The 23,960-nt window shown below is 63.8% G+C and carries 21 protein-coding genes and 2 pseudogenes; 13 read left to right on the forward strand and 10 right to left on the reverse strand.

What is annotated here, in order from left to right:
* Positions 1-30: 30 nt before the first annotated feature.
* Positions 31-114: pseudogene (locus ACODRZ_RS10115) on the forward strand (hypothetical protein); the annotation flags it as partial.
* Between the two features lies 1 nt (position 115).
* A complete protein-coding gene (locus tag ACODRZ_RS10120; RefSeq protein ID WP_488968934.1) occupies positions 116-271 on the forward strand; it encodes a DUF3223 domain-containing protein in 156 nt (51 codons plus the stop codon).
* 157 nt (positions 272-428) lie between these two features.
* Here ACODRZ_RS10120 and ACODRZ_RS10125 read toward each other — a convergent pair whose 3' ends face one another.
* The 7 genes and pseudogenes from ACODRZ_RS10125 to ACODRZ_RS10155 all read right to left on the reverse strand — a co-directional run bounded on the left by ACODRZ_RS10125 (position 429) and on the right by ACODRZ_RS10155 (position 6,687).
* Positions 429-1,076: a hypothetical protein gene (locus tag ACODRZ_RS10125; RefSeq protein ID WP_488968935.1), complete on the reverse strand. Its 648-nt coding sequence runs from the start codon at positions 1,074-1,076 to the stop codon at positions 429-431.
* Complete coding sequence (locus ACODRZ_RS10130) at positions 1,048-1,632, reverse strand: FadR/GntR family transcriptional regulator (protein ID WP_488969143.1); 585 nt, start codon at positions 1,630-1,632, stop codon at positions 1,048-1,050. Before ACODRZ_RS10130 ends, ACODRZ_RS10125 begins: the two co-directional genes overlap by 29 nt.
* Positions 1,633-1,635: 3 nt before the next feature.
* A pseudogene (locus ACODRZ_RS10135) lies at positions 1,636-1,710 on the reverse strand (GntR family transcriptional regulator); the annotation flags it as partial.
* Positions 1,680-2,552 carry a TonB-dependent receptor plug domain-containing protein gene (locus ACODRZ_RS10140; protein ID WP_488968936.1) on the reverse strand — a complete coding sequence of 291 codons (873 nt, stop codon included), beginning with the start codon at positions 2,550-2,552 and terminating at the stop codon, positions 1,680-1,682. The pseudogene ACODRZ_RS10135 and the gene ACODRZ_RS10140, both read right to left, overlap by 31 nt.
* 67 nt (positions 2,553-2,619) lie before the next feature.
* The gene (locus ACODRZ_RS10145) at positions 2,620-4,320 is read right to left on the reverse strand and encodes a class I adenylate-forming enzyme family protein (protein ID WP_488968937.1); all 1,701 of its coding nucleotides are present in this window, start codon (positions 4,318-4,320) and stop codon (positions 2,620-2,622) included.
* Complete coding sequence (locus tag ACODRZ_RS10150) at positions 4,317-5,522, reverse strand: FAS1-like dehydratase domain-containing protein (RefSeq protein ID WP_488968938.1); 1,206 nt, start codon at positions 5,520-5,522, stop codon at positions 4,317-4,319. The genes ACODRZ_RS10145 and ACODRZ_RS10150 overlap by 4 nt, the downstream gene beginning before the upstream one ends.
* 121 nt (positions 5,523-5,643) lie before the next feature.
* A complete protein-coding gene (locus tag ACODRZ_RS10155; protein WP_488968939.1) occupies positions 5,644-6,687 on the reverse strand; it encodes an AraC family transcriptional regulator ligand-binding domain-containing protein in 1,044 nt (347 codons plus the stop codon).
* Positions 6,688-6,914: 227 nt separating this feature from the next.
* On the opposite strand from ACODRZ_RS10155, the gene ACODRZ_RS10160 reads away from it, so the two are divergent.
* The 6 genes from ACODRZ_RS10160 to ACODRZ_RS10185 all read left to right on the forward strand — a co-directional run bounded on the left by ACODRZ_RS10160 (position 6,915) and on the right by ACODRZ_RS10185 (position 15,351).
* Positions 6,915-9,239, forward strand: coding sequence for a TonB-dependent receptor (locus tag ACODRZ_RS10160; protein WP_488968940.1), 2,325 nt, complete (start codon positions 6,915-6,917; stop codon positions 9,237-9,239).
* Between the two features lie 28 nt (positions 9,240-9,267).
* A complete protein-coding gene (locus ACODRZ_RS10165) occupies positions 9,268-10,053 on the forward strand; it encodes an enoyl-CoA hydratase/isomerase family protein (protein ID WP_488968941.1) in 786 nt (261 codons plus the stop codon).
* A gap of 137 nt (positions 10,054-10,190) precedes the next feature.
* Positions 10,191-10,712 carry a nuclear transport factor 2 family protein gene (locus ACODRZ_RS10170; protein WP_488969144.1) on the forward strand — a complete coding sequence of 174 codons (522 nt, stop codon included), beginning with the start codon at positions 10,191-10,193 and terminating at the stop codon, positions 10,710-10,712.
* Positions 10,709-11,590 (forward strand): SDR family NAD(P)-dependent oxidoreductase, encoded by an 882-nt coding sequence (locus ACODRZ_RS10175; protein WP_488968942.1) that lies wholly within the window; start codon positions 10,709-10,711, stop codon positions 11,588-11,590. The genes ACODRZ_RS10170 and ACODRZ_RS10175 overlap by 4 nt, the downstream gene beginning before the upstream one ends.
* Positions 11,587-12,501, forward strand: a complete 915-nt coding sequence (locus tag ACODRZ_RS10180) for an SDR family NAD(P)-dependent oxidoreductase (protein WP_488968943.1) — start codon at positions 11,587-11,589, stop codon at positions 12,499-12,501. The genes ACODRZ_RS10175 and ACODRZ_RS10180 overlap by 4 nt, the downstream gene beginning before the upstream one ends.
* A 273-nt stretch (positions 12,502-12,774) precedes the next feature.
* Positions 12,775-15,351 carry a TonB-dependent receptor gene (locus tag ACODRZ_RS10185; protein ID WP_488968944.1) on the forward strand — a complete coding sequence of 859 codons (2,577 nt, stop codon included), beginning with the start codon at positions 12,775-12,777 and terminating at the stop codon, positions 15,349-15,351.
* A 263-nt stretch (positions 15,352-15,614) separates the two neighbouring features.
* Here ACODRZ_RS10185 and ACODRZ_RS10190 read toward each other — a convergent pair whose 3' ends face one another.
* On the reverse strand, positions 15,615-16,010 hold the full coding sequence (locus tag ACODRZ_RS10190) for a glycine zipper 2TM domain-containing protein (protein ID WP_488968945.1): 396 nt from the start codon (positions 16,008-16,010) through the stop codon (positions 15,615-15,617).
* A 2-nt stretch (positions 16,011-16,012) separates the two neighbouring features.
* Between ACODRZ_RS10190 and ACODRZ_RS10195 the strand changes: the two genes are divergently transcribed.
* The 5 genes from ACODRZ_RS10195 to ACODRZ_RS10215 all read left to right on the forward strand — a co-directional run bounded on the left by ACODRZ_RS10195 (position 16,013) and on the right by ACODRZ_RS10215 (position 20,782).
* Entirely contained in the window at positions 16,013-16,315 is a 303-nt protein-coding gene (locus ACODRZ_RS10195; protein ID WP_488968946.1) for a hypothetical protein, read from the forward strand.
* A gap of 59 nt (positions 16,316-16,374) precedes the next feature.
* A complete protein-coding gene (locus tag ACODRZ_RS10200) occupies positions 16,375-17,256 on the forward strand; it encodes an SMP-30/gluconolactonase/LRE family protein (protein WP_488968947.1) in 882 nt (293 codons plus the stop codon).
* A gap of 388 nt (positions 17,257-17,644) precedes the next feature.
* Positions 17,645-18,082 (forward strand): hypothetical protein, encoded by a 438-nt coding sequence (locus ACODRZ_RS10205; protein ID WP_488968948.1) that lies wholly within the window; start codon positions 17,645-17,647, stop codon positions 18,080-18,082.
* Positions 18,083-18,092: 10 nt separating this feature from the next.
* Positions 18,093-19,376: a hypothetical protein gene (locus ACODRZ_RS10210; RefSeq protein ID WP_488968949.1), complete on the forward strand. Its 1,284-nt coding sequence runs from the start codon at positions 18,093-18,095 to the stop codon at positions 19,374-19,376.
* A complete protein-coding gene (locus ACODRZ_RS10215; RefSeq protein ID WP_488968950.1) occupies positions 19,373-20,782 on the forward strand; it encodes a Dyp-type peroxidase in 1,410 nt (469 codons plus the stop codon). Before ACODRZ_RS10210 ends, ACODRZ_RS10215 begins: the two co-directional genes overlap by 4 nt.
* A 166-nt stretch (positions 20,783-20,948) precedes the next feature.
* Here the strand turns inward: ACODRZ_RS10215 and ACODRZ_RS10220 are convergent, their stop codons facing one another.
* Both ACODRZ_RS10220 and ACODRZ_RS10225 read right to left on the reverse strand, forming a co-directional pair.
* Positions 20,949-22,124 (reverse strand): catalase family protein, encoded by a 1,176-nt coding sequence (locus tag ACODRZ_RS10220; RefSeq protein ID WP_488968951.1) that lies wholly within the window; start codon positions 22,122-22,124, stop codon positions 20,949-20,951.
* Positions 22,125-22,127: 3 nt separating this feature from the next.
* Positions 22,128-23,954: a GMC family oxidoreductase gene (locus ACODRZ_RS10225; RefSeq protein WP_488968952.1), complete on the reverse strand. Its 1,827-nt coding sequence runs from the start codon at positions 23,952-23,954 to the stop codon at positions 22,128-22,130.
* Positions 23,955-23,960 lie beyond the last annotated feature (6 nt).

The following is a 23,960-nucleotide window of genomic DNA, read 5'->3' on the forward strand; positions in this document are numbered from 1 at the left end:
GTAGGTGATGCCACTCGCTTCTTCAGTGACATGCTGGCACGCTACGAAAATGGTGAAGAGGTGGGTGCTGAGGATGCGAAGCATCTAGCTGCTCTTCTCAAGCGGCATGATGAATATGAGGAAAAGGTCGGCCCCTGGGATCGCATGCTTCATTGCCGATCAGTCGCCCCCGCCGTACGAAAGCCAGCGCTGCTTTTGGATCGTACGAAATGACCTCAAGAAGGTCGACATCTCGTTTCACCATTGCCTCAAGGTGAAGCCCTACGATTGATCTTCGGCGACAATGAGCAAGACGATGCCAGGCAGGTCTTCCGGCTAACCCTGCACTTGCTCATTGTCGCTTCCCATCACCGCATGGATCGTGGTTCTCGATTGAGAGGTAGCACAAGTCGATTTCAGCCCGGGCTTTGATTGGCGCAAAGCTGTGATCACCGCGCAACTTTACCCATCATTGCCCGAATGACTGACGTCACTCTGATCATGAAGTCCTTCATGATCACGAACGGGTCAGGCCGACTATGTCCAAACCGATGCCTGATTCGATCGGCCTTGTATTCGCCGCCCGCGTGCCACGGAAGTGTGACATCTCGCCCGGTGCTCAGATAGGGAAAGTAAACTAGTCCTTGTTCCTCAAGCTTTTCCCGTGTTTCGGCGAGACCGGCCGAGGCGACGATCGAAAGCTGGGCGTGCGGCGCGTAATGCCGCAACGAACCGCGAATCTCCTCCAGAACACCATGAGCTGGCGCTACGTCAGCAACAATGATGACGCGCTCATCCTCGGAGAACCGTTCGGCCAGCGCGCTGATCTCTGCAGCGCGCAATCGTTTCTGCAGCGCATGGGTCTGTGATTTCTTGAGCGCGAGCTCGGAAGCTAGGAAACCGCCGACGCTTCCAGGACCGCCGACAGAAAGAACGCGGGTCGGGTTGAACGCCTTCGTATAGAGCAGCAGTTTGGCGAGGCCTTCCGCAGTGCGGGTCGGGATCAAAATGGGGTTGGCCTCGACCATGACCGGGCAGTCGGAAAGGCGAGCAGGCGTACCACTCGCATCAGGCTCCAAACCGCTCGCGAAGTTCACGGGCTGCGAGGTCCGTTCGCTGCATCTCTGTGTCGCGATGGGCATCGATAAGTGCAGAAAGCGTGGCCCTGTGCGTTGACTCGATCGCAGTCCGGGCCCCCTCGAGGTCGGAATTGCGAATTGCCTCCACCGCTTTGCCAAGATCGACCTCGGGGCGTAACTGCCCGGCGCTCCAGCTCCTCTCGACCAAAATTCTGATCGCGTGAACCTCGCGGCGTGTCTGCCACAGCTGGTTGATTAGTGCGCTCAGTACCTGATGTTGCGCCGCCGCCGTCAAGCTGGTGTGCAGCATCGCGAGAGCGCGGTGCCAAAGTTCAAAGTCGCCGTTCGCGTTGGACATCTTTTCCAAGGCGAGATCGGCCGAGTGTAGGCTTGAACACACGAGCTCGCTTTGGCTGGTCTTGCCGATGGCCTCTACTTCCAAGACGCGTAATGTATCGATGATTTCAAACGGCGAGACGGCACTGTGGCCCAGGGTGCCCACACTAGTACTGCCAGTGACGTAAGTTCCTGATCCCAAACGGGTCTCGACGACGCCCAACAGGTCGAGGGCCACGAGAGCCTCTCGGACGATGGGGCGGCTCACTCCAAGTGCCTGCGCCATTACCCGCTCAGCCGGGAGGCGCGAGCCAATTTCGAAGCGGTGGTTGCGAATGTCATCCAGCAAACTTTGCACCACGCCCCGTGCGAGCCTCGCGCGCTCGCGTTGCGGTGGCTGCTCGGCGTTCTGCTCTGACTTGAGTGAAGGCATGGACTCACGATTGCCAAGGCATAGCCATAAGCGACGTAGAAGCCGCCCGAACCCCAGTCCTTGCCTGCCATCGCGCTGGCCTCGACGGACTTGTAGTTTTCGCCCAGCCCATAGCGTGCCTCGGCCTGCAGGCCGTTGAAGCGGTCGCGGGTCACGAAGTTGATGACGCCGCCAAGGGCATCCGAACCATAGACTGCCGAACCGCCATCGGTCATGGCCTCGACGCGGGCGATGACGCCGGGCGCGATGATGTCCGGATCGACGGCGACCTGCTGGATACCGGCGCCGACCACGCGCTGGCCATCGAACAGGACGAGCGTTTGCGCGCCGCCGCTGGTATTTGCACCCGGCAGGTTGCGCAGGTTCGGACGATTGATCGGGTTCGAAGCGTTGGCACCTGCCTGCGGTGATACGCCGGCGGGCAGGGCGTTGAAGAAGTTGCCCACTTGCGGGACGCTTGCGAGGACCTGGCTCGTCGAGGCGGCGCCGGTGGCGGTGATCTGTTCACTGGTCACGCCGATGACGTTGTTGCCCGCAGGTGCGATGCCTCGGATGAGCGTTCCGGTGACGACGATCGGTTCGGACGTCACCTGGTCGGCGCTGGTGTCCTCAGCAGGCGGCGATTTGTCCTGCGCCAGCGCCATGCCCGGGATCAACGCGATCCCTGCGACGCCGAGCGCCAGCCGCCACGTGGAGCGGTTCTTGCAGAAGTTCCTCATAGTCATCCTCCCTCTCTTTGTTGAAGAGCCATCGCCCGCCGGTTCTCCTGACCGATCGGGCGGAATCCAAACGTCAGGTCTGCATTGCGAGCCTTTCGGCAGCGGCGCGGCGCAGGTCACCGGTCTTGATCTTGTTGCTGCCGGTCACGGCGAGCTCTTCGGCTGCGAAGAACAGCACGCGGCGCGGGACTTTGTAGCTGGCCAGGCGGCTGCGGGCATGCGCGCGCAGGGTGTCCTCGTCGAGGTCGGCACCATCGTGCAGCGCTACGCACGCGACCACGATCTCACCGAGTGTATCGTGCGGCACGCCAACCGTCTGGGTGAGCTTCACGCCCTCGTATTCGCGTATCACTTCGTCGATCTCCAGCGGGGAGACGTTGGCGCCGCCGGTCTTGATGATGTCGTTGAGGCGGCCTTCCCAGTGCAGGCGCCCGGCCTCGTCCAGCCATCCACCGTCGCCGGTACGGAAGAAGCCATCCTCGTCGAGCGTGTCGTCGAGCGGCACGCCGAGATAGCCGAGCATGAGGGTTGGCCCCTTGACCGCCAGTTCGCCGCGTTCTCCAAGCGCCATGGTCCTGCCGGTCAGCGGATCGACGATCTTGAGGATGTTTCCCGGCAACGGCAGGCCATGGCTGTCCGCGGCCTCCTCGCGGCTGGTCTGCGCCGGGTAGGCAGCGCTGAGCGTGAATGTCTCGGTATTGCCGTAGCAGTGCCGTGGCTCGATCCAGTCGGTATCGATCGTCGGGTGCCGTGCGATCGGCGATGCCGCATCGATATGGGTCAGCGCAGAAAGATCGACCTCGGGCCAGTTAGGCGCGGCGACCAGTTGCTCCCACTGATGCGGCCAGGCGAACAGGAACTGCACGTTCTCGGATGCCATTATCGCCAGTGCTTCGGCAGGCTGGAAGGTGCGTTGCAGGACGATGGTGCCGCCCCTAGCGAGCGTTCCGCCGACGATCATCGCGAAGTTGCCCGACCAGAAGAAGCCGTTCGCGCTCCAGCTACGCACACCGTCAGGCAACCCCTGCTGGGCGCCCATCCGCCACATCTGCAAAGTCACACCGCGGTGCGAGGACAGGATACCCTTCGGTTTCGCGGTCGATCCGGAGGAGAAGAACAGCACGCCGGGATCGGCGGGCGAGACGGCAGCGCCACGGGCGTCGATGCGCTCTTGCGCAACGTCGCGGCCGGTGTCGAGGAACGATGCCCAGCTTTGAACCGCACCCTGCGCGCCTTCGCCGATCATCGCCAGCGCCTTGAGGAACGGGAACCGCGCCGAGGCATAGCTTTCGGGCAACTGCGATGCGATCTGCGGGTCGAGCGCGCGCAGTATCTCCAGGAAGTCCTTCTTCACGACCGTGCGTTCGAACAGCAGGGTCGAGACCGCCGACACTTCGATCAGGTAAGCCAGTTCGTCGGGCGTCGAGAACGTGCCGATCGGCGCCGCGACACCGCCTGCAACGGCGATCCCGAACGTGGCGGCAAGGAATTCCGGCCGGTTGGTCATGAGCACGCCGACGCGCTCGCCCCTGGCAATGCCCTGCGCAACGAGGGCGCGGGCGATGCTTGCGGCCTGTTCCCACAAGTCGCGATAGGACCACCGCATTGCCCCGGCACCTTCATGATGCACCAGTGCCTCGCGGTCCGGATAGAGCGCGACGACTTCGCGCAGGAAGCCGCCCAGCGTAAGCGGGCCAAGTCCCTCTTCGCTGGAGAGAGGGATGCCTCGTGACACCGACAGGGCCGGATCCGCGATGAAACGGTGTGTGGTCACGCATGCGTCCCGGTCAGTAAGGAAGCTGCACTTCGTTGACCGAACTGACGACGTCCCTGCCGTCCTGGTTGGTCATCCGCACCTCGATCCGTAAGACCGGGAAGCCCCATTCGGAGTTTTCGATCTTCTCGACGACCTCGCCCTCGAGCCAGGTCACGTCCCCTTCGAAGGCGGGGCCACGGAATTCGGACTTGGCATGGCGGACCATGCCGTCGTGACCGGCCCAGCACGCGAGATAATCCGTGTTCCAGGCCGCCATCGTGGCGCCGTAACCATACGCACGATGCATCCCGATCTCGCTGGCTCGGCTGTCGTCGATGTGTCCGCGCGAGGGGCCGAGGTAAAGGCGCGTCACGCAGCCGCGGATCGATCATCGCGCCTTCCTCGTCGAAGCTGAACCCGTCGATCCAGCCCATGTCCTGATCGATCCAGCAGTCGGGCACACCGTCGACACCTTGCCAGTAGAAGCTGCCCCAGATGTTGAAGACGAACGCGCGGTACTCGGTTGTGAAACTGGCGATCGAATGCGGACCGATCACGCGGCGGGGCAATTTGTCGCCGACGGACACTTCGTCGAAATGCGGGGATTTACCTTCGCGGTTGGACAGGAACCAGTCACGGCGGGCATGGTCGATCTCGGCCGTTTCGGCCGGTGACCATTTGCGCGGCGCGCCTGCGGTCGAGGCATAGATGCCCCTCTTCTCGGCCTCGCTGGCAAGGTAGCGAATCACGGTAGGGCACGATTTGGCTATGAGGTCGCCGCGCTGGTTGCGATGGATCGTGTCACCGCGCTGGAACAAGGTCGGGCCGGCGAACTTCGTGTCGGTCAGCTTGTACCCGGTGAAAATCCGTTCGTGGCTGATATGGTCGCCGGGGCGGACATTGACGCCGTACCACCACCACTCCTCGCTGCCGAAGATCATGTGCTGGCCGTCGATCCGTCCAACGCAGGCCTGGCTGTTGCCATGCCCATAGTCGAGCGCCACCAGCATCGATTGCGGTGCGACGATGTCACCGAAGCTGGAGGCTGCGGCGAATCGCTGGTCCCAGTGCAGCGGATTGACGTAATCCATCGCCATGACCCAGCGACGGATGTCGGTCTTATTGCACGGCTCCCACAATTCGCCGTCCCCGACCCGGTGACCAAGGCGCCACTCTACGTCGCTGATGTCCATTTCGACCTTGCGATCGGCTTCGGTCATGTCATCCCCCTCCACGTACAGATGCATCCCCGGCGAGTTTCCCTCGCTCGGCGCCGATCTGTCGTCATGGAGCATTGTCGCTCAGATCAGGAGCGTTTGGCTTGACCTATGTGGACATCATTCAAGTTCTTTCGCGCGACGGTCGCGAGCCGCGCAATCTCGTCGGGGATTGGTCGAACCAGCGGCGACAACTGCGCGAAAACACAGCCTGTTCGGCAAACCCGAGCTTTTCCGATATGCGTCTAAACTCAAGCCTGGTCTGCTGCAGGTAATACAGCGTCAGGTCGCGACGTACGGCATCCTTGACGTCCTGAAAGCTGGTGCCTTCATGCGCGAGGCGACGGCGCAAGGTGCGATGATGCACATTCAGCGCGCGGGCCACCTCGCCGCTGGTGCAGTCCCCTTGAGCCAGCCTCCGCATGACAAGTCCGCGCACTTCCGCCTCGAAGGGTGGGCGTTGCTTGGGAAAGTGCCTGGCGATGTAGGCGACGAGATCGCTGTGGGCCTGTGCGTTCTCGCTCAGGATCGGGCTGGCGAGATCCCGGTCGGAGAACGTGATCCCGTCGGCGGGCTCTCCGAACAGGACGTCGCAACCGAAGTGGCGTCTGTATTCGGCGGGCGGCGAAAGCGCCTCGTGCCGGAAGTGTACGCATCTGGCGCGAGAGTATCCCCCTGTCATCTCCATCGCCTCCAGGTGGCCGATCAGCAGGATCTGCTCGATTGCCTGCATGCGTTCGGAACTGGTTTCGATGATCAGTTCATGGCCTGCGAAGATGGTGCCTTCCGATGGGTTGGGCCGCAGCCAGACCCGCGCGGCGCGGCTATGTGCATCTATATGCTCACTGGCAAAGCGTAGCGCATCGCCGAACGTGCGGGAGTTGCGCATCGTGCGGCCGAGCGGCCCGAAGATCGCGCCACCGCGCTGCCGCTGCGCCAGGCGCATGCCAAAGTCCGGGCGGTCGAGATGCCTGGCCGCCAGCGACAGCAGACAGATGGCCTGTGGGTAGCTCAGGTCTACGGCATCGTCGCGAAACTCATGTGGGGAGATGCCGGCAAGTTGCAGCAGCAAAGCGGGATCCCCTCCCAGGTTCTCCACCAGTTCGGGATAGTGTCGCAGCAGGGGAATGTTGAGTTTCACAAACTCCGCGTCGGCGATCAATGACATATGCTACCCCCTTCGCTGCGAGAGAGGTGCGCGTTTTCTCGGGGATATTCGCAGTGCGCACTGCTCAACAAGGCGCGGTGGTGCCGGGCTTGGCCAATTTGGTCAAGTCGCGTCGCCAATTCTGCGGCATTGGTATGCCAGGCGAGGGCTCCGCTGCCTGGAAGCGGGTACGTCCTCGATCAAGCCTATCAAAAGGGGCCTATGAAGGCTCGGGGGAGAGATTTGTAATGGTGGCGTGTGTCTCGAGGACCGGTGTTTCGCTGCTGGCTGTCGCAATTGCTGTCTCGGCGGTTCCGGCCAAGGCTCAGGAGACTGGCGCCGGCAATGTCGCCAACGAGATCATCGTCACGGCGCAGCGGCGTGAGGAAGCCTCGCGCGATGTACCGATCAGCGTGACCACCCTGGGCGCGGAACAGCTTTCGACGGCGAACGTGCGCCAGCTATCGGATACCGCCAAGCTCACGCCCGGGCTGCGTTTCGATGCACAGGGGCCTGCGGTGCAGCCGACTATCCGAGGCGTTGGAACCGCGATCACCACATCAGGCGGCGGACCGAACGTCGGCATCTACGTCGATGGCTTCTTCCAGGCCAACACCTACATGTCCGATTTCGATCTGCTCAACGTGAGCAGTATCCAGGTGCTCAAGGGCCCACAGGGCACACTCTTCGGTCGCAATACCACCGGCGGCGCGATCATCGTCACCACTGCCGAGCCCAGCACTGAAACGAGCGCGCAGGCCAAGGTCAGCTACGGGCGCTTCAACGCGCTCAAGGCACAGGCCTACGCGACCTACGGCATAACCGATCGCATCGCCCTCGACGTCGAGGGGCTTTACCGGCGCGGCGACGGCTATTTTACCGACGTCAGCAACGGCGACGAAAAGATCGGCGAGTTCGAGAACTGGTCGGTGCGCGTCGGTCTGAAGGCAGAGCTGACTGACGACGTCTCCGTCTTGCTGCGCTGGGTCCATGCAGAGACCGACGATCCGACCACCCAGCTGGTGAACGCCTACGTCGATAAGGGCGGCGAAGCCGGTTTCTTCGACAAGGTCTCGCCCGCGGGGCTTGCGATCTACGGTGCCTCAAGCTCGCGGGGGCTCCCGCTGGTAGGCTATGGTACGCCGTCTTCGGCCTACGCGACCCGGCCCGGCGAAGTGCTGCTCAACAAGCCGCTCAGCTTCCGCACGAATTCCGATGCGCTGCAGGGAACGATCAAGGCCGATCTCGGCGTTGCCGAACTGACCAGCTACACGCAGTATCGCAAGGATCTTTCTCCCTACTATGGCGATCTCGACGCGACCGCGATCCCGGCCTTCAACATCTTCGTCGGCGTCAATGACGAAACCTGGAGCCAGGAATTCCTGCTGAACTCCAAGCCGGGCAGCCGGTTGCAGTGGACTGCGGGCCTCAACTACTTCCAGATTCGCGATACATGGACGATCGGCGCCGCTTTCGGCGGTGCGCCGTTTTCGCCTTTCGGCGGCTCGAGCACGAAGACGAAGTCCTACGCCGCGTTCCTCGATGCGACCTACGAGGTCAATGACCGGTTCTTCGTCACCCTTGGCGGGCGCTACAGCCATGACGTGGTGGGCGATGCCTACTTTACCGCCAACTTCACCACTGCACTTACCGGCTATACCGGCCCCAATGGCGAGAACGTTCCGTTCACGGGCCAGGCCGGGGACCGCATCGCGGTGAACACCCTCAAGAACGACAGCTTCACCCCGCGCGTGGTGCTGCGGTACAAGCCGAGCGAGGAATCGAGCGTCTACGGCTCGTTCACGCGCGGGTACAAGGCGGGCATCCTCAACGTGGGCGGCTATTCCCAGCAGCCGGTGAAGCCCGAGAAGATCAATGCCTTCGAGGTCGGCTACAAGTTCGACAACCGGACGCTGCAGGTCGATCTTGCGGGCTTCTACTACGACTACAAGAACCTGCAGGTGTCGAGCTATCAGGACGGTGCGGCCCAGATCCGCAACGCGGCGTCTTCGGAGATCTACGGCCTCGAGGCGCAAGTACGCTATGCGGTTAGCCCGGATTTCAACATCAACGGCGGCGTCGCGTGGACGCATGCGCGCTACAAGTCGTTCCCCAACGCGCCGTTCTTCGGGTACTGCGACCCGGCCGTCACCGATTTCGCCAACCCGATGAATTGCGCCTATTCGGGCACGCAGAGCGCAGGCGGCATCGTGCAGGCCTCGACCGACGCCTCGGGATACGAGATGCAGCGCGCGCCCGAGTTCACTGGCAACATCGGCGCGAGCTACGGCCTCGATCTGGGCGGCGGCAGGCTGCTGCTGTCGGGCAACCTCTACTATACCTCCAGCTTCTACTTCGACCCCGAGCAGCAGTTCCGGCAGAAGGGTTATGAAGTACTGAGCCTGCGCGCGCAGTGGACCGACCCCAGCGAGATGTTCACGGTCGCGGCGTTCGGGGACAACGTGACCAACCGGCGCTATCGCACGCAGGTCCTGTTCAACACACTTGGCACCGGCTCGGTCTGGAACTCGCCGGTCACTTACGGTGTCGAGGTGGGCGTGAAGTTCCGCTGAAGCCGTTGGTGTCCTGGAGGGAAAGCTGATGGAAGCCTACGACCTAGGCGCAACGTCGCTGCGGATCGAAAAGGATGGTCCAGTCGCCTGGTGCATCATCGATCGTCCACACGCGCGGAACGCGATGACGCCGGCAATGTATCTGGGTGTCAAGCGGGCCGTGCGTCTGGTCAATACCGAGCCAGGACTGCGCGCGTTGATCATCACCGGTACAGGCGATGTATTCTCCCCAGGTGGTGACCTTGGCGGCCGATACGATCCGGGCGACCAGCGCGTTCCTGAAGGACTGACATACGAAAGTCTGCCCTTCATCGCTATCAGGGAGAGCACTGCACCGGTCATCGCGGCGGTCAACGGGATTTGTCAGGCAGGAGGCCTGCTGATGGCGATGATGGCCGATATCGCAGTTGTCAGCGACCGCGCGACGTTCCGTGTTCCGGAGCTTCTTCGCGGGATCGTTGATTCCACGTACGCCACGACCTTGCCAGCCCATGTCGGGCTTGCGACAGCGCGCGATCTGCTGCTTTCGGCCCGTAGCATCGATGCCTACGAGGCTCAGCGTATCGGATTGGTTTCGCGGGTCGTAGCGCACGAGAATCTGCATGAGGCTGCCAGACTGGCAGCCACCGAAGTGCTGATGACGGCGCCGCAGGCTCGCACGCATGTGAAGCGCATGCTGAACGAGCAGTACGGGGCAATCGATTACCAGACCATGTTCTGGTCCCTGCAGCATTCCGACGAACCACGTGAAGGCATGCGTGCATTCATGGAAAAGCGCGTGCCAGCTTGGATTCCGAAGGACGGTGGCGAGTAACCGTGTGACGCGGGGAAAGAAAGGCAAACTGCCGCGGCGGCGCGGGGTGCTGGCCAAGGCCTACGCGGTCCGGATTGCCGGGACCCAGCGATTGCAAAGCCGACAAAGGAAAAGCGAGGAGAGAGGGTTTGGACGAGATGTTGCAGCACCTGCTCGACCGCGAGGCGATCCACGCCTGCCTTGCTCGCCTGGCGCGAGGGGAGGACCGGCGCAGCGCGGACCTCATCCGCGCAAGCTGGTGGCCCGAGGCAAGATTCGACTACGGCGTCCACAGCGGCGATTTCGACGCCTACCTCGCATGGGTGGTGCCGGGCGCCGATGCGATCAAGGACACGCAGCACCACCTCGGCCAGACGTATATCGAGTTTGCTGGTGATACCGCGAAGGCGGAAACCCACGTCTTCTCCTACCACCGTGTCGATATGGGCGAGGGGGACCGTGATACCTGCATCGGCGGGCGATACCTCGACCGGTTCGAGAAGCGCGGCACCGAATGGCGCATCGCCGATCGCGTCATGCTCTACGACTGGGAGCAGGACTGGGGCGCGGCGGCGGATTGGGCGAAGGGTGTGATGGGCTACCCCTTCACCGCTGAGCATTTCCCGGGCCGCGCAAAGGGCGACTATTCCGAGCGCTGGTTCAAGGCGGACGCGGCATGAGTGCGGCGCTCGCTGGCAAGGTCGCGCTCGTCACCGGGGCGAGCCGGGGCATCGGCAAGGGCGTGGCCTGTGCGCTCGCGGAGCAGGGCGCGCGGATCTACGTGACCGCGCGGACCGTCAGCCCCGGCGGGCACGCGCTGCCCGGCTCGCTGGAGGAGACCGTGGCCGAACTCGCTGCGCGTGGCGGGCAGGGCGTGGCGGCGGCGATGGACCTTGCCGACGATGAAGCGATTGCCGATGTCTTCGCGCGGATAGCCCGCGACGAAGGGCGGCTCGACATCCTCGTCAACAACGCCATGGCCATTCCCGACAGCATGACGCAGCGCATCGGCTTCTGGGAAAAGCCGCTCGGCGACGAATGGAAGATCTGGGATACCGGCATGCGCGCGGCGTTCATCGCCGCCTGGCATGCCGCGCGGATCATGGTGCCGCAGGGATCGGGCCTGATCGCCGCGCTCTCGGGCTACGTGGGGGTGACGTATACCTATGACGTCGTTTTCGGCACCACCAAGACCGCGACCGATCGGATGATGCGCGACATGGGCCACGAACTGCGCGGAACGGGGGTATCCGCCGTCTCGCTCTGGCAGGGGTTCACCCATACCGAGCGTGCGATGGAGAACCTGAAGTCGGTGCCCGGCATGGCCAGCCAGCTGAACAGCGCGGTCGGCTCCTCGCCCGAGTTTCCAGGGCGGGTGATCGCGGCGCTGGCGGCGGACTCCGATCTTGCCGCGAAGTCGGGCGGGACCTTCATCAATGCCGAACTTGCCGCCGAATATGGCCTGACCGACCGGGACGGGCGCACGATCCCCACCTTGCGCGAAAGCCGGGGCGCACCGCTCTGGGGGGCGGGGTCGACAACATGGAGCGTGACATGAGCGAGCGGCGTTTCGATGGCCGCGTCGCCGTCATCACCGGCGGGGCGCGGGGACTTGGTTTTGCCTATGCGCAATTGCTGGGCTCGCTCGGCGCGCGGATCGTCGTCAATGACAACGGTAGCGCTATGTCGGGCGAGGGTGGTGGTGGCGGCCCCGCTGATGATGCCGCGCAAGCCCTTCGCGCCATGGGCTGCGAGGCGGTTGCCTCCACCGACAGCGTTGCCACTCCGGAAGGGGGCAAGGCGATCGTCGAGACCGCGCTCGATGCGTTCGGGCAGATCGACGTGCTGATCCACTCGGCGGGCAACGTGCGGTATGGCGCGCTCGATGCGATCAGCCACGAGGATTTCCGCGCGGTGATCGACGTTCACCTGCTCGGCGCCTTCAATGTCGTGCGCCCCGCGTTCGAGCGGATGGCGGCGGCAGGTTACGGGCGCGTGGTGCTGAGCGGCTCGATCGGCGGTCTCTATTCCATCGCGCACGGCGTGAACTATGCCATGGCGAAGTCGGCGATGATCGGCCTCAACAACATGATCGCCATCGAAGGCGCCGACCGCGACGTGAAGTCCAACGTCATCCTGCCCGGTGCGGTCACCCGCATGGCGGACGGGCTGGACGTGACGCAGTATCCGCCGATGGGGCCCGAGCTTGTCGCGCCCGTGGTCGGACTGTTGGCGCACGAGAGTTGTCCGGTCTCGGGTGAACTCTACGTCTCGATGGCGGGACGCATCGCGCGCGCATTCATCACGGAAACGCAAGGCATCTACCGCCCGGAATGGACCATCGACCAGGTCGCCGCCGACATCGACGCCATCCGCGACGAGGCCACACGCTGGACGTTCCACCCGCTCGAGAACGGCTTTGCGGAGCACATGGCGCAAAGCTTCGCGATGGCACGCGGAAGCGGATAGCCGACAGCCCACCTCAGCTTGACACGAAAAGGCGTCGTCCGTTTGTGGCGGCGCCTTTTTGCATCGTCATGGTACGTGCAGCTGTGGATTAAAAGAGTATACGGAAGAGCGTATAGATCGCCGTGGCGCTTCGCAATTTTCCAGACTCCGCGCCAAAAAAGTGCTCTCTATGTGCTGTGGGCAGACCGTCGCATTACTGCGGAAGTTGCAGCGGCGGTCGGGACGCACTGCGTCTTCCCAACGAACGAATAGAATTGCGAGAGGGAGAGATACATGAACAGGTCGGCAGTCTATCTGCTCGTTTCCACGGCGCTGGCATCGGTCCCGGCCGGTACTGCACTGGCGCAGGAAGACGCCGTCGGTGAGGAGCGAGCCGCTTCCGCGGCTCCAGGAGATATCATCGTCACCGCGCGGCGTGTCGAGGAGCGGCTGCAGGACGTCCCCATTTCGATCACCGCCTTCGACCAGAAGACACTCGATCGGCAGAACGTCTTCTCCGCGAAGGATCTCGCCACCTACACCCCGTCATTGACTGCGAATACCCGTTACGGTGCGGATTTCGCCTCGTTCGCGATCCGCGGCTTTACGCAGGAGGCGCGAACCACGACATCAGTGGGTGTCTATTTCGCGGATGCGGTCGTCCCCCGCTCTTCTCCGCTCAGTGCTTCGGGCGATGGTGCTGGTCCCGGCCACTTGTTCGACCTTCAAAGCGTGCAGGTGCTGAAGGGCCCTCAAGGGACGCTGTTCGGCCGCAATACAACTGGCGGTGCGGTCGTCCTAGTGCCCAATCGACCGAGCTATGACTTCGAAGGCTATGTCGAGGCTTCGCTTGGCAACTACGACATGAAGCGTCTGCAGGCAGTCCTCAATCTACCGGTGAGCGAGAGCTTCCGCCTGCGTTTCGGTGTCGATACCCAGGAGCGTGATGGTTATCTGCGCAATATTTCAGGGGTAGGACCAAACCGGTTTGCCGATGTCGGTTACATTGCCGGTCGGGTCAGCGCAGTCGCGGAATTGTCGCCCGACGTTGAGAATTACACAGTGGTTTCCTACACCCGTTCCAGCACGAACGGTTCGGCCTCGCGCGCAACCGATTGCTATGCCAGCAATGCCGCCGGTGTAAGCACTAACGGTCCCTACAATCTCAATTGCCAGCAGATCTCCCGCGAACGCGATGCCGGTGACCTGATCGTCGCCAATTCTTTGCCTTGGGCCTTCCAGCGGCTGGAAACCTGGCAGATCGTGAATTCGCTCAAGTGGCAGGTCAGCGACAATCTCACGATCAAGAACATCAACAGCTACGGGCAGATTATCCAGGATCAGGCGATCGATTTGTTCGGGGTCTGGGTACCACTCGGCACCACCTTGCAAGTGCCGACCACGACCGCGCCCTACAACCGCACGGTCAATGTTCCAACGCGCTTTGTCGGGAACGGTTGGGGAAGCGATACTTCCATGAGCCCACCGGGCCTGCACAGCGGTCAGCAGGAGACCTTCACTCAGGAATTGCAGTTTCAGGGGAGCGGCTTTGCCGATGCCCTCGACTGGCAGGCAGGCCTCTATTACGAAAGCAGCAATCCTCTGGGCCGTGCAGGATCCCAGTCGATGAACGGCGTTCTGTGCGACAACAAGGCCCAGTGGGCCAGCTTCTCGTGTACCGACGCCTCTGCTGTCACGGGGGCGGCGAATGCCACGGGCAGCCGCAACTACAATGTGGGCCAGGTCGCTTTCCGGAACATCGCCGCTTATGCGCAAGGCAGCTACAAGCTCACCTCCAATCTCACGCTCGATGCTGGAATCCGATACACCTGGGACAAGACCACGGGCAGCTCGACCAACATGATCGTGGGATATTCGGCCGCGACAGGGTGGAATACGCCAAGGTTCTCCTGCACGAACCCGGCCCTGACGTATTCGGATTCCCCGGCGTCCTGTCTGGAAGAGTATAGCCAGAACTCCAAGGCGCCCACCTGGATGATCGGGCTCAACTACAAGCCGATCCCCGAGCTGATGGTCTATGCCAAATATGCCCGTGGCTACCGCCAGGGATCGGTCAGTCCTCTCGCCGCTGTCGGGTTCAAGACGTACGAGCCCGAGCGGGTCGACGTCTACGAAGGCGGGATCAAGACGAGCTGGCGCGGCGCCATGCCCGGCTACTTCAACGTGTCCGGTTTCTACAACGATTTCCAGGACATGCAGCTTCAGGTTTCGTTCGTGGATACCAACGGCATCGCACCGAATCTGCCGTCGGGGCCTGCGGTGGTGAATGCGGGCAAGTCGCGCATATGGGGCGCCGAGGCCGAAGCATCGATTTCCCCGGTCGAAGGGCTGACCCTGCAGGCGAGCTATGCCTATCTCAACACCAAGCTGCTGGAGTTCCAGCAGCCTGATCTCTCGACCCAACCGGTGGGTGGCTACAATCTCGTGGCAAGCACGCCGGTGCAGGGAAGCCGGCTCCAGTTCACGCCGAATCACAAATTGTCCGTAACGGCGAATTACACCCTCCCTCTGCCCGAAAGCGTCGGTCAGCTCACTCTCGGCGCGACTTACGTCTATACAGGGTCTGTCTACTACGGCCGCGATACTGCGATCGCGAACCGCGTCGACAGCATCTTCGCGCCGGGCAGCCGCAACTACGACACTGAAAACGCCCCCGGCTACGACCTGGTCAATTTCAACCTCGACTGGGCCGAGCCATTCGCCCTGCCGGTCAATCTTCAGTTGTTTGTCACGAATGCCTTCGACAAGCGGTACTATGAATCCCGCAGCTTGTCCGGATCGCGCGGTTTCACGTCGCGTTACTATGGCGATCCGCGCATGTACGGTGCGAAGCTGAAATACAGCTTCTGACGGCGCTTCACTGGCTGTGTGTGACACGGGAGCAGGTGGGGTCATGCGAATGTCCCCACCTGCTCCCGCATACCTGGGACGAATCCGCGACCTGAGTCAAAGCGCTCGCCTATGATGCGCGCAGGTCGACGGGCGGGTGAGGCCTTTTGGCGCGCCCCATCCGCAAATTGCCACCCCGAGTGACAGCACCTACACCGGTTCCTGCCCGCGGAGTTGTTGCCCTCGAGCGGGCGCAGGCTAGTTCTCCGGAGCGGGCGCCCGCATCATCGGCACTTGATCTCGCCACGATCGATCTTGCGACCCAATAGCGCACCACCGCCTGCCCCGGCGAGAGTGCCAAGAGTTCCGCCGCCGACTGCCTTCGCGAGCAGCGCTCCGCCAATGCCACCAATGACGAGGCCGGTCGTACCGTCGTTTCGGCGGCAATAGGCTCGGCCGTCGCGACCGCGATAGACGCGGTCGTTGCGCCCCAGGCTGCGTTCCTTGTATTTACCTGCGCGATAGGAACGTGATGGCTCCCATTGACGATCGTTGGCCCGCCACAGTCGCTCATGCCTGTCACGATCCCGGTCGTGGCGCTGTGGTTTCGCCTCGGCGGCAACTACCAGCGTCGAAGCGGCGCAAATCGCCAATATGAGGCGTGTTGTCTTGAGTTTCATGGATGCTCGAAGGCGGGGCGCCCCCCATTCGCAATGAGAGAGAGCAGGCCGACTACATCGAGCGCCAGCTCAAGGTCTATGAAGAGCAGGGCGTCGGCGCGGCATTCATCTTCCTATTTGCGCAACATGGCTGGCCGACCGGTGAAGGCGCCGAGGACCGCGATCTGGCTGGTTTCGGGATCGTGCGATTGTTTCCCAATGACGATCCGCGATCACGGCAGGTGCCAGGCTGGCTTCCGAAGGAAGCGCTGGCCCGCACGGCGGAGGTCTTCAAGGAACTGGCGAAGTCAAAGGCGGACGCTTGAGATCAGGACGCGCGCCCGCGACTCGGTAGCGGGCGACGTATGGCAGTATTGGAACGAACATGGCACGCGAAGTTCAGATAATTGGTCAGGGGTTCAGCCTGCTGGAGGCTCCACGATGGCGCGACGGCCACCTTTATGTGTCCGATTTCTACAATAAACGTGTCCTCTCTTTTGCCCCGGACGGAACTTGTCGAACCGTGGCGGAGGTGGAGGGGATGCCGTCCGGTCTCGGCTGGGATCCGCAAGGGCGCCTGTTGGTCGTTTCGATGATGGAGCAAAAACTTCTGCGCCTCGCAGACGGCGCGCTCGAAGTGGTGGCGGATCTTGCAGCCTCATGCGACAGCTGGACCAACGATATGGTGGTTGACGATCAGGGGCGCGCCTATATCGGCAATTTCGGTATCGACGCCGAAATCGGAAGGACCAGTCTCGTTCGCGTCGATCCGGATGGCAGCATCACGAAAACGGGCGGCGATGTCTTCTTTCCGAACGGTTCGTGCATCACTCCCGACGGCAGAACCCTCCTGCTCGCCGAGACATTCCTCGGTCGAATTTCCGAGTTCGACATCGAAGCGGATGGGTCTCTTTCGAACCGCCGCGTATGGGCCGCTTTCGGCGATCCGGGCGACGCGACGAGCACGGCGGACGCCGCCAAGAAACTTCCGATCCTTCCTGATGGTATGTGCCTTGACGCGGAAGGGTGCCTTTGGGTGGCCTGCCCACAAAGCCACTCCGTGTACAGGGTGAGAAAAGGAGGGGAAATCCTTGAGCAGATCGATGTAGGACCACAGTCGGTCTATGCTGCGATGTTGGGTGGCGAAGACGGCAGGACGCTTTACCTGTGCTGCGCTGCCCCCGTCTTCAGTGCCGATCATTCGACCATCCATGAAGCAACTCTTAGATCCTGCCGCGTGGATGTGCCGGGTGTCGGTCGTCCCTGAACACTGGGTCGATCCGGAACGTCTCGGAGTTGCAGAAGGCCTTCGCAGGGTTTCTGCAAACCGGGAGGGACTTGCGCCCATACGATGTCCCAGAGAGGACGCCCCATTCTCCCACACATGTGGTTTCCGAAGTTGATATCAGGGGTTTTTCCGTTTCCGGGCCGGCCGGTACTGCGTTGTACTTAACAGGCAATGTCAGTAGCGGTCGGAACTCCAGAATATTACACTCCGATCTCTGGTCATTATGCAGTATGTCTCTCCATGGATCGATGGAACGTGCCGAATCGTAGGCGCAAAAGTGGCTCGATTATTTAGCTAACCGTTCAAATTTTTACATGGCATCGATTCCAAGTGCGCAGACCTGACAGGCTGATTTGGGAGGATCGCCATGGGACAGTCGGTATCGCAGTGGCTCAAGATGGATCAGGCAGCGCTCGATGCGCTGTTTTCGGCGCATGAGGCGGGGCCGATCCCTGACGGAGAGGCCAGGGGCACCGCGATCATCGCGCCGGGCACCTCGGTGTCGGACGAGATCGCCAAGCTGATCAACATCTTCGCCTGGCAGGGCAAGGTGTTCGACGGCGAGCATGGCTTCCTGCGCAACACCATCCTGCCGTTCGGTCTCAAGGCGATCGTCGCGAAAGTCTACAAGGAGCCGAGCTGGCTCGACGGCGGGGAGTGCATCGTCCTCGATTATTCGGACACGTCGCTGCTGGCATCGCACGTGCGCGACGAGATCCGGATGATCGAGCCGGGGCTCTATCTGGGCAAGGTCTACTGGGACAAGACGCGCCTGATCGACTTCGCGCTCGAGTTCGGCGACTGAACCCGCGGCCGTGGTCCGGCAGGGGCACATCTTCATCGCCGCGCCGATCCGTTTCGGAGTGCGTGCGGAACTGGAGCGCCTGCTGGCGACAATGACCTCTGAGCCCGGGCAGGCCGGGCCGGAAAACATGCTGGTGCCGTTTGGACGGCTCAAGCGGATTCATGTCGCCCGGTTCGTGGTGCTTGACGATCCCTCGCTGGCCGACCGCATCGAGTTGGCCGAGAGCCTGCCCGTCATCGAACCGGTGCGCCTGGCCTTCATCGCCGACTATGACGGCGGGGATGCGGAGTTCCTCGAAGCGCTGGCGGTGGTCGCGGGGCCGGGCTTGCGGCGCATCTTCGGGTTCTGCATCGATTTCGAGCCGCGCACCGACCTTATCGCGTGGATGCGCGGGCATCGTTGCCCGACGGCGGCCAATTACGTCAACTGGCGTGGACGCGGCACCCGGCAGATCGCCGAGGAGGCCGCCCTCCATCGTGCCTTGCGTGCAGCGCGGCTTGCGCATCGGACGGACGATCCGGAAGCACTCTGGCCGATTCTGGCGCAAGTGGGGCAGGCGGTGCCGCTGACGCCGCTGGAGAAGTTGCCGCTCCTGAATAGACTGGGCGAACTGGCGCATTTCCTGCTGCTGCCGGCACTCGGGCTGCTGCTGTTGCCGATGATGGTGCCCTTGTTCGTATTGGGCATCGTGCCGTTCGTGCTGGTGCTGCGCCATCGAGAGAAGACCGACCCGGTGCTGGCACCGGTGCCCGATCGCGCGCGCAACTGTACGCTTTCCGCGCAGGAGGATCACGACATTACCAACCAGTACAGCGCGATCGGTTCGCTCAAGCCGGGGCGCTTCCGGTGCTGGCTGACGGTCGTGATCCTGTGGGCGATCAACTGGGGCGCGCGGCACATCTACCGCAAGGGACGGCTGGCGCGGGTGAACACGATCCACTTCGCAAGCTGGACGTTCCTGGACGACAGGCGCCGCGTCTACTTCGCCAGCAATTACGACGGCAGCCGCGAGGCCTACAACGACGACTTCATCAACAAGGTGGCCTTCGGGCTCAATCTGGCGTTTTCCAACGGGCTTGGCTATCCGCGCACCGACTGGCTGATCCGCGGCGGGGCGCGCCGCGAGGAGGACTTCAAGCGCTACCTGTTCCACCACCAGATCCCGACCCAGGTGTGGTACAAGGCGTTTCCCGGCCTCTCCAACTACGACATGGCGCGCAATGCACGCATCCGCGCAGGGTTCGAGGCGAAGCCGCGCGGGCGGGCGCTGCGCCGCTGGATCGCGGAGATATGAGCGGGCTGCCTCCCGAGGCGCGCAAGGACGTGCAGGCGCTCGTCGGGCGCGGCTTCGGTTCGCTGGGCGGCGCGCGCTATGTATTGCTGCGGATCAGGGACGCGAATGCGGCGCGCGGCTGGCTTCGCTGCCTCTCGGTCACCACCTTGGCCGAGGCGGAGGAGCGGCGGCTGGAGCGGGTTTGCCAGGTGGCATTCACGGCTGCGGGACTGCGGGCGCTGGCCCTGCCGGTGGATGAGATAGCAGGGTTCGCACCGGAATTCCTCGACGGGATGACGGGCGATCCCTCGCGCTCGCGGCGGCTGGGAGACGTGGACGTCAGCGCGCCCCGATACTGGCGCTGGGGCAGCGGGGATGCGGAGCCGCACGTGCTGCTGGTCCTGCTGGCGGATGTCGGCGACATCGCGGGCTGGCAGGATACGGTGCTGGGCTCCATGCCGGACGAGGCCTGCACGGTCCTGCGCGTGAATGCGGGCAGTGGACCGGTGGGGCGCGAGCCGTTCGGCTTCACGGACGGCATCTCCCAGCCGGAGGTCGACTGGGACGGCACGCTCAGGCCCGGCGGGGCGAAGGACCGAGACTATCGGGATCGGGTTGCGCTTGGCGAGTTCCTGCTTGGGCACGGCAACGAGTATGGCTTCGTGGCGGATCATCCGGTGGAGCGGGGGATCGGGCGGAACGGGACGTACCTCGTCTATCGCCAACTGGTTCAGGACGTAGGCGGTTTCTGGGACTGGACGGCACGGGTGGCCGGAAAGCACGCCGCCATCGCGTTGGCCGAGCGGATGGTCGGGCGGGGGATCGACGGGCATCCGCTGCCTGCACTCGGGGCGGAAGGGGAGAACCGCTTCACCTTCGCGCGCGACCCCGACGGGATCGCCTGTCCGGTGGGAGCGCATATCCGCCGGGCAAATCCACGCAGCGGCGACGATCCGCAAGGGCGGCGCGGGTTTGTGCGCGATGTGGTTTCCTCGCTCGGGCTCAAGGGCACGGCGATGCACGATGCGGTCGCCTCCGCCCGGTTCCATCGCCTGTTGCGGCGTGGCCGACCTTACGGCGCGGCGCCGCAGCCGCAGGCGGTGATAGACGGGCAGGCCGTGCTGGAGGAATGCGGGCTGCATTTTATCTGCCTCAACGCCAGCCTCGCCCGGCAGTTCGAGTTCGTGCAGGGCAGCTGGATAGCCAGCGCCTACTTCGGCGGCCTTTCGGGCGAGCAGGACCCGCTGCTGGGCAACCGGTGCCCGGTCCATGGGGGACAGGCGACGGACGCTTTCGCGTGGCATGATGCCCAGGGCAATCCGCGCATCGTGAACGGGTTGCCGCAGTTCGTGACGGTGGTGGGCGGGGCGTATTTCTTCCTGCCGGGTATCGAGGGCATGGCGCGGATACTCTCGGACGCCTGCTGAAGCGTCACGGGACAGCGGCGGAAAGGTCCAATCCTTCGGACGTCCGAATGGTTTCCATCTCGATCCGAACTGTCCCTGGACGGGCAACCAGCCCTCCCGGCGGTCACTTCGGCCCGATATGTTCGCCATTCGGGCGCCTCGATGCTGCCGTATATGAGTTTACGCCCTAATCGAACCGTTCGTGCCCGGTCGGCTCGACATGGCTTTCACCGTTCTTGCCCTGCCGGTAGCGCGACATCTCGTAATAGAGCCGCCGTCGCGCGCGGTTCTGGTTGCCGAGCGGGCGATGCTCCGGAACGCAGTGCCAGGGGTTCCATGTCAGTTGCCGTGCGAAGGCGAACTGCGCGGGCGAGCGGAATTCCTGCGTCGGGATCGTGATCCGCGCCACCGGGATGTACGGCGTGTGCGCCGGGTCCCACAGCACCGCGCCCTGCTCGACCGGCTGGAGGAAGGGGTCGGCCTGCAACCTCAGCCGCATCTCGAAACAGGCGTCGCCCTGCTGCAGCGATGCGGCGAGGTTGTCGCGCAGGTAGTCGTCGCCGGGGCGCATCGGCAGGCGCGGGATGTGCCGGGTGACGCGGGTGAGGGGGTGGAAGCTGTACTGCATCGCCTGGCCTTCCCCGAGGAGATAGGGCGTGCAGGAGAAGTATTCGTTGGCCAGCGGATTGGCGAGCGTGCGGTTCCACAATGCCTGCATGATGAAGTCGCGCACATGCGGGCGCCGAAGGTTCAGGAAGTACCAGACGCCCATCTCGCGGCGGCTCCAGTATTGCAGATGGGCGTTCGCGCGCGTGTCGGGGGTGGGGAAGGTGATGACGGTGACAGAGGTGAAATCCTGCGTGGACGTCTCGTCGTCCATCAGCTTGGGGCCGGGCACTTCGGTCAGCTTCACGCTCATCGAGCCGAAGCCGACGTCGTCGATGTCCGGTTCTACGTGCGGTCCGGGATTGGAGAAGCGGATCCATGCGGGGAAGCTGCGCTGCGCCGCGAAGACGCCCCGGCGCACATGCTCGGGAAGGCCGGGAAGGACGGTGAAGGTGCCCCGGACGAGGCCGTGCGTCTTCGTGTTTCCCGCCCGCTCGTAATTGCCGGGCGTGAAGTCGAGGTCGAGGTGATGCTGCATCTCGGCAATGATGGCGTCGAGGCTGACGTCCTCGTCCGGGTCGATGGCTTCCTGTGCCAGCGGCGGCACCGCGCGGCTGCGGGTGAGGTTGATGGTCCAGTTGAAGAACCGGGTCAGCGGCATCCGCAAGACCGCGTCCAGCGCCGGGCGAAAGAAGGGATCGAAGCGCCGCTCGAAGTGGAGGCCCGCTTCCAGAAGGCGGTGCAGAAGGCGCAGCATCGGTCAGCTCTCCCTGTTCCGGCGCAGGATGTCGGCGGCCAGCTTCTCGGCCGCGAGGTAGATCGGCCCGGCGATGAAAAGGCCGGGGATGCGCGGGAAGATCGAGGCATCGACCACGCGCAGCCCCTCGATGCCGTGGACGCGCCCCGCGGGATCGAGCACCGGGCCGATCGCCGCACTGCCGCAGGCGTGGTGGCCCCAGGCATTTGCGCGGACCCAGCCGCGCAGGGCTTCGCCGGTGACGCCGCTGCCCGGCAGTTCCTCCTCGGCGATGATGCCGCGCGCGATCAGTGGACGGGCGAGGGCACGCGCCATTTCCAGTCCTTCGACGAGGCCGGTGAGGTCCGCCTCGCCGTTCTGCGCGAAGTGCGCGAAATCGATCCGGGGGGGATCGCGCGGGTCGGCGGAGGCGAGGCGCACGGTGCCGGCGCGGTTCCCGGTCTGGCCCTTGAGGACGGTCCAGCTGAACCCGTCGAGGCCGGGCCACAAGTCCGCCGAATATCCGGGATAATAGCCTCGGAAGCGGGCCATGAGCCCCATCAGGAACAGGTCCGGCGCAGCATCGCGCGCGGTGCTGGAACGGCGCAGGGCCGCCAGCGCCGCGCCGTTCGAGATATACATGCCCCGCCGCCTCGATCGCCCCTGTCCCAGCCATGCATGGTGCAGCGGGTCGCCGGGCGTGAAAGTCGCGCCTTTCAGCGAACGCCACGGCTTTGTCATGCGGTGGACGAGGCCGATCTCGTATCGGTCCTGAAGGTTGTTCCCCACTTGCGGCAGGTGCTGGCGGCAAGGGATGCCATGATCGGCAAGGTGCTGCGCATCGCCGATACCCGACAGCATCAGCAGTTGCGGCGTGGCGAAGGCACCGCCCGCCAGGATGACCTCGCGCCGGGCGAAACTGGCGCCTTCCTGGACCGGAGTGCCGGGCTGGTGACAGGCGCGGTGGAGATGTCGGCCCTTGAGCCAGGCGACCCCGCCGGCGCGTCCGCCAGCGTCGAAGATGACGCGGGTGGCGAGGCAGTCGGTCAGGATCGTGATGCGGTCGGGATGCGCGTCGCGCACGGCCTGCAGTCGTTCGCGCGTGCCGCTGCGGGCGTGGCCTTGCGTGGAGAGCGGCGTGTAGCAGACTTGCTCGCGATCCTGCCGCCTGCCGTCGTTGGGATCGCCCCAGTCGCGCAGGAACACACCGATGCGAGCGAGCCAGTTCCGGCCGCGCGCAACGTCCACCAGCGTCGCCAGCAGCAGCGAGCGGATCAGCGCCGCATCGCGAAAGGCGCGCATCGGGACTGCCTTCTCGACCGGGAGCCAGCCGTCCCAGCCATGCCCGGTCGGGTCGATGCCGAAGCGGGCCAGCAGGCGCCAGAACGGGCGATGGCGGCAGTCCTCGACGGTCTTGCGGTGCCGCCGCATCGCCTCGGGGGACCAGCCGGGATCGCCGGTCAGCGCGGCAAGGTGCGCCCAGTCGCTGTCGGGCGGCATCATGAAGATCATCGCATTGTGCGCGGTGCAGCCTCCCAGCGCGCCCGCACGGGGATAGCTGACGAGACCGTCCCGGGCCTTGGCATCCTCTCGCGCCAGTTCGGGGTCGGCGAAGTGGCGGACGCGATAGTCCCACGCGAACTGCGGGTTTTCTGAGGCGAAAGGGTGAAAGGCGGGCACCGTGTAGTCGGCGCCGGGACGGGCATCGTCCAGCGCCGTGTCTTCCGCGCACGGGTCCGGCCCGGCCTCGATGACCAGCACCCGCCCGCCCGCTTCGGCCAGACGCGCCGCGACGGTGCCGCCTGCGGCGCCCGAGCCGATCACGATATAGTCATGGACCGTGTCAGGCACTGCCCG

This window comes from Novosphingobium sp. FG90 (genome assembly GCF_057808725.1).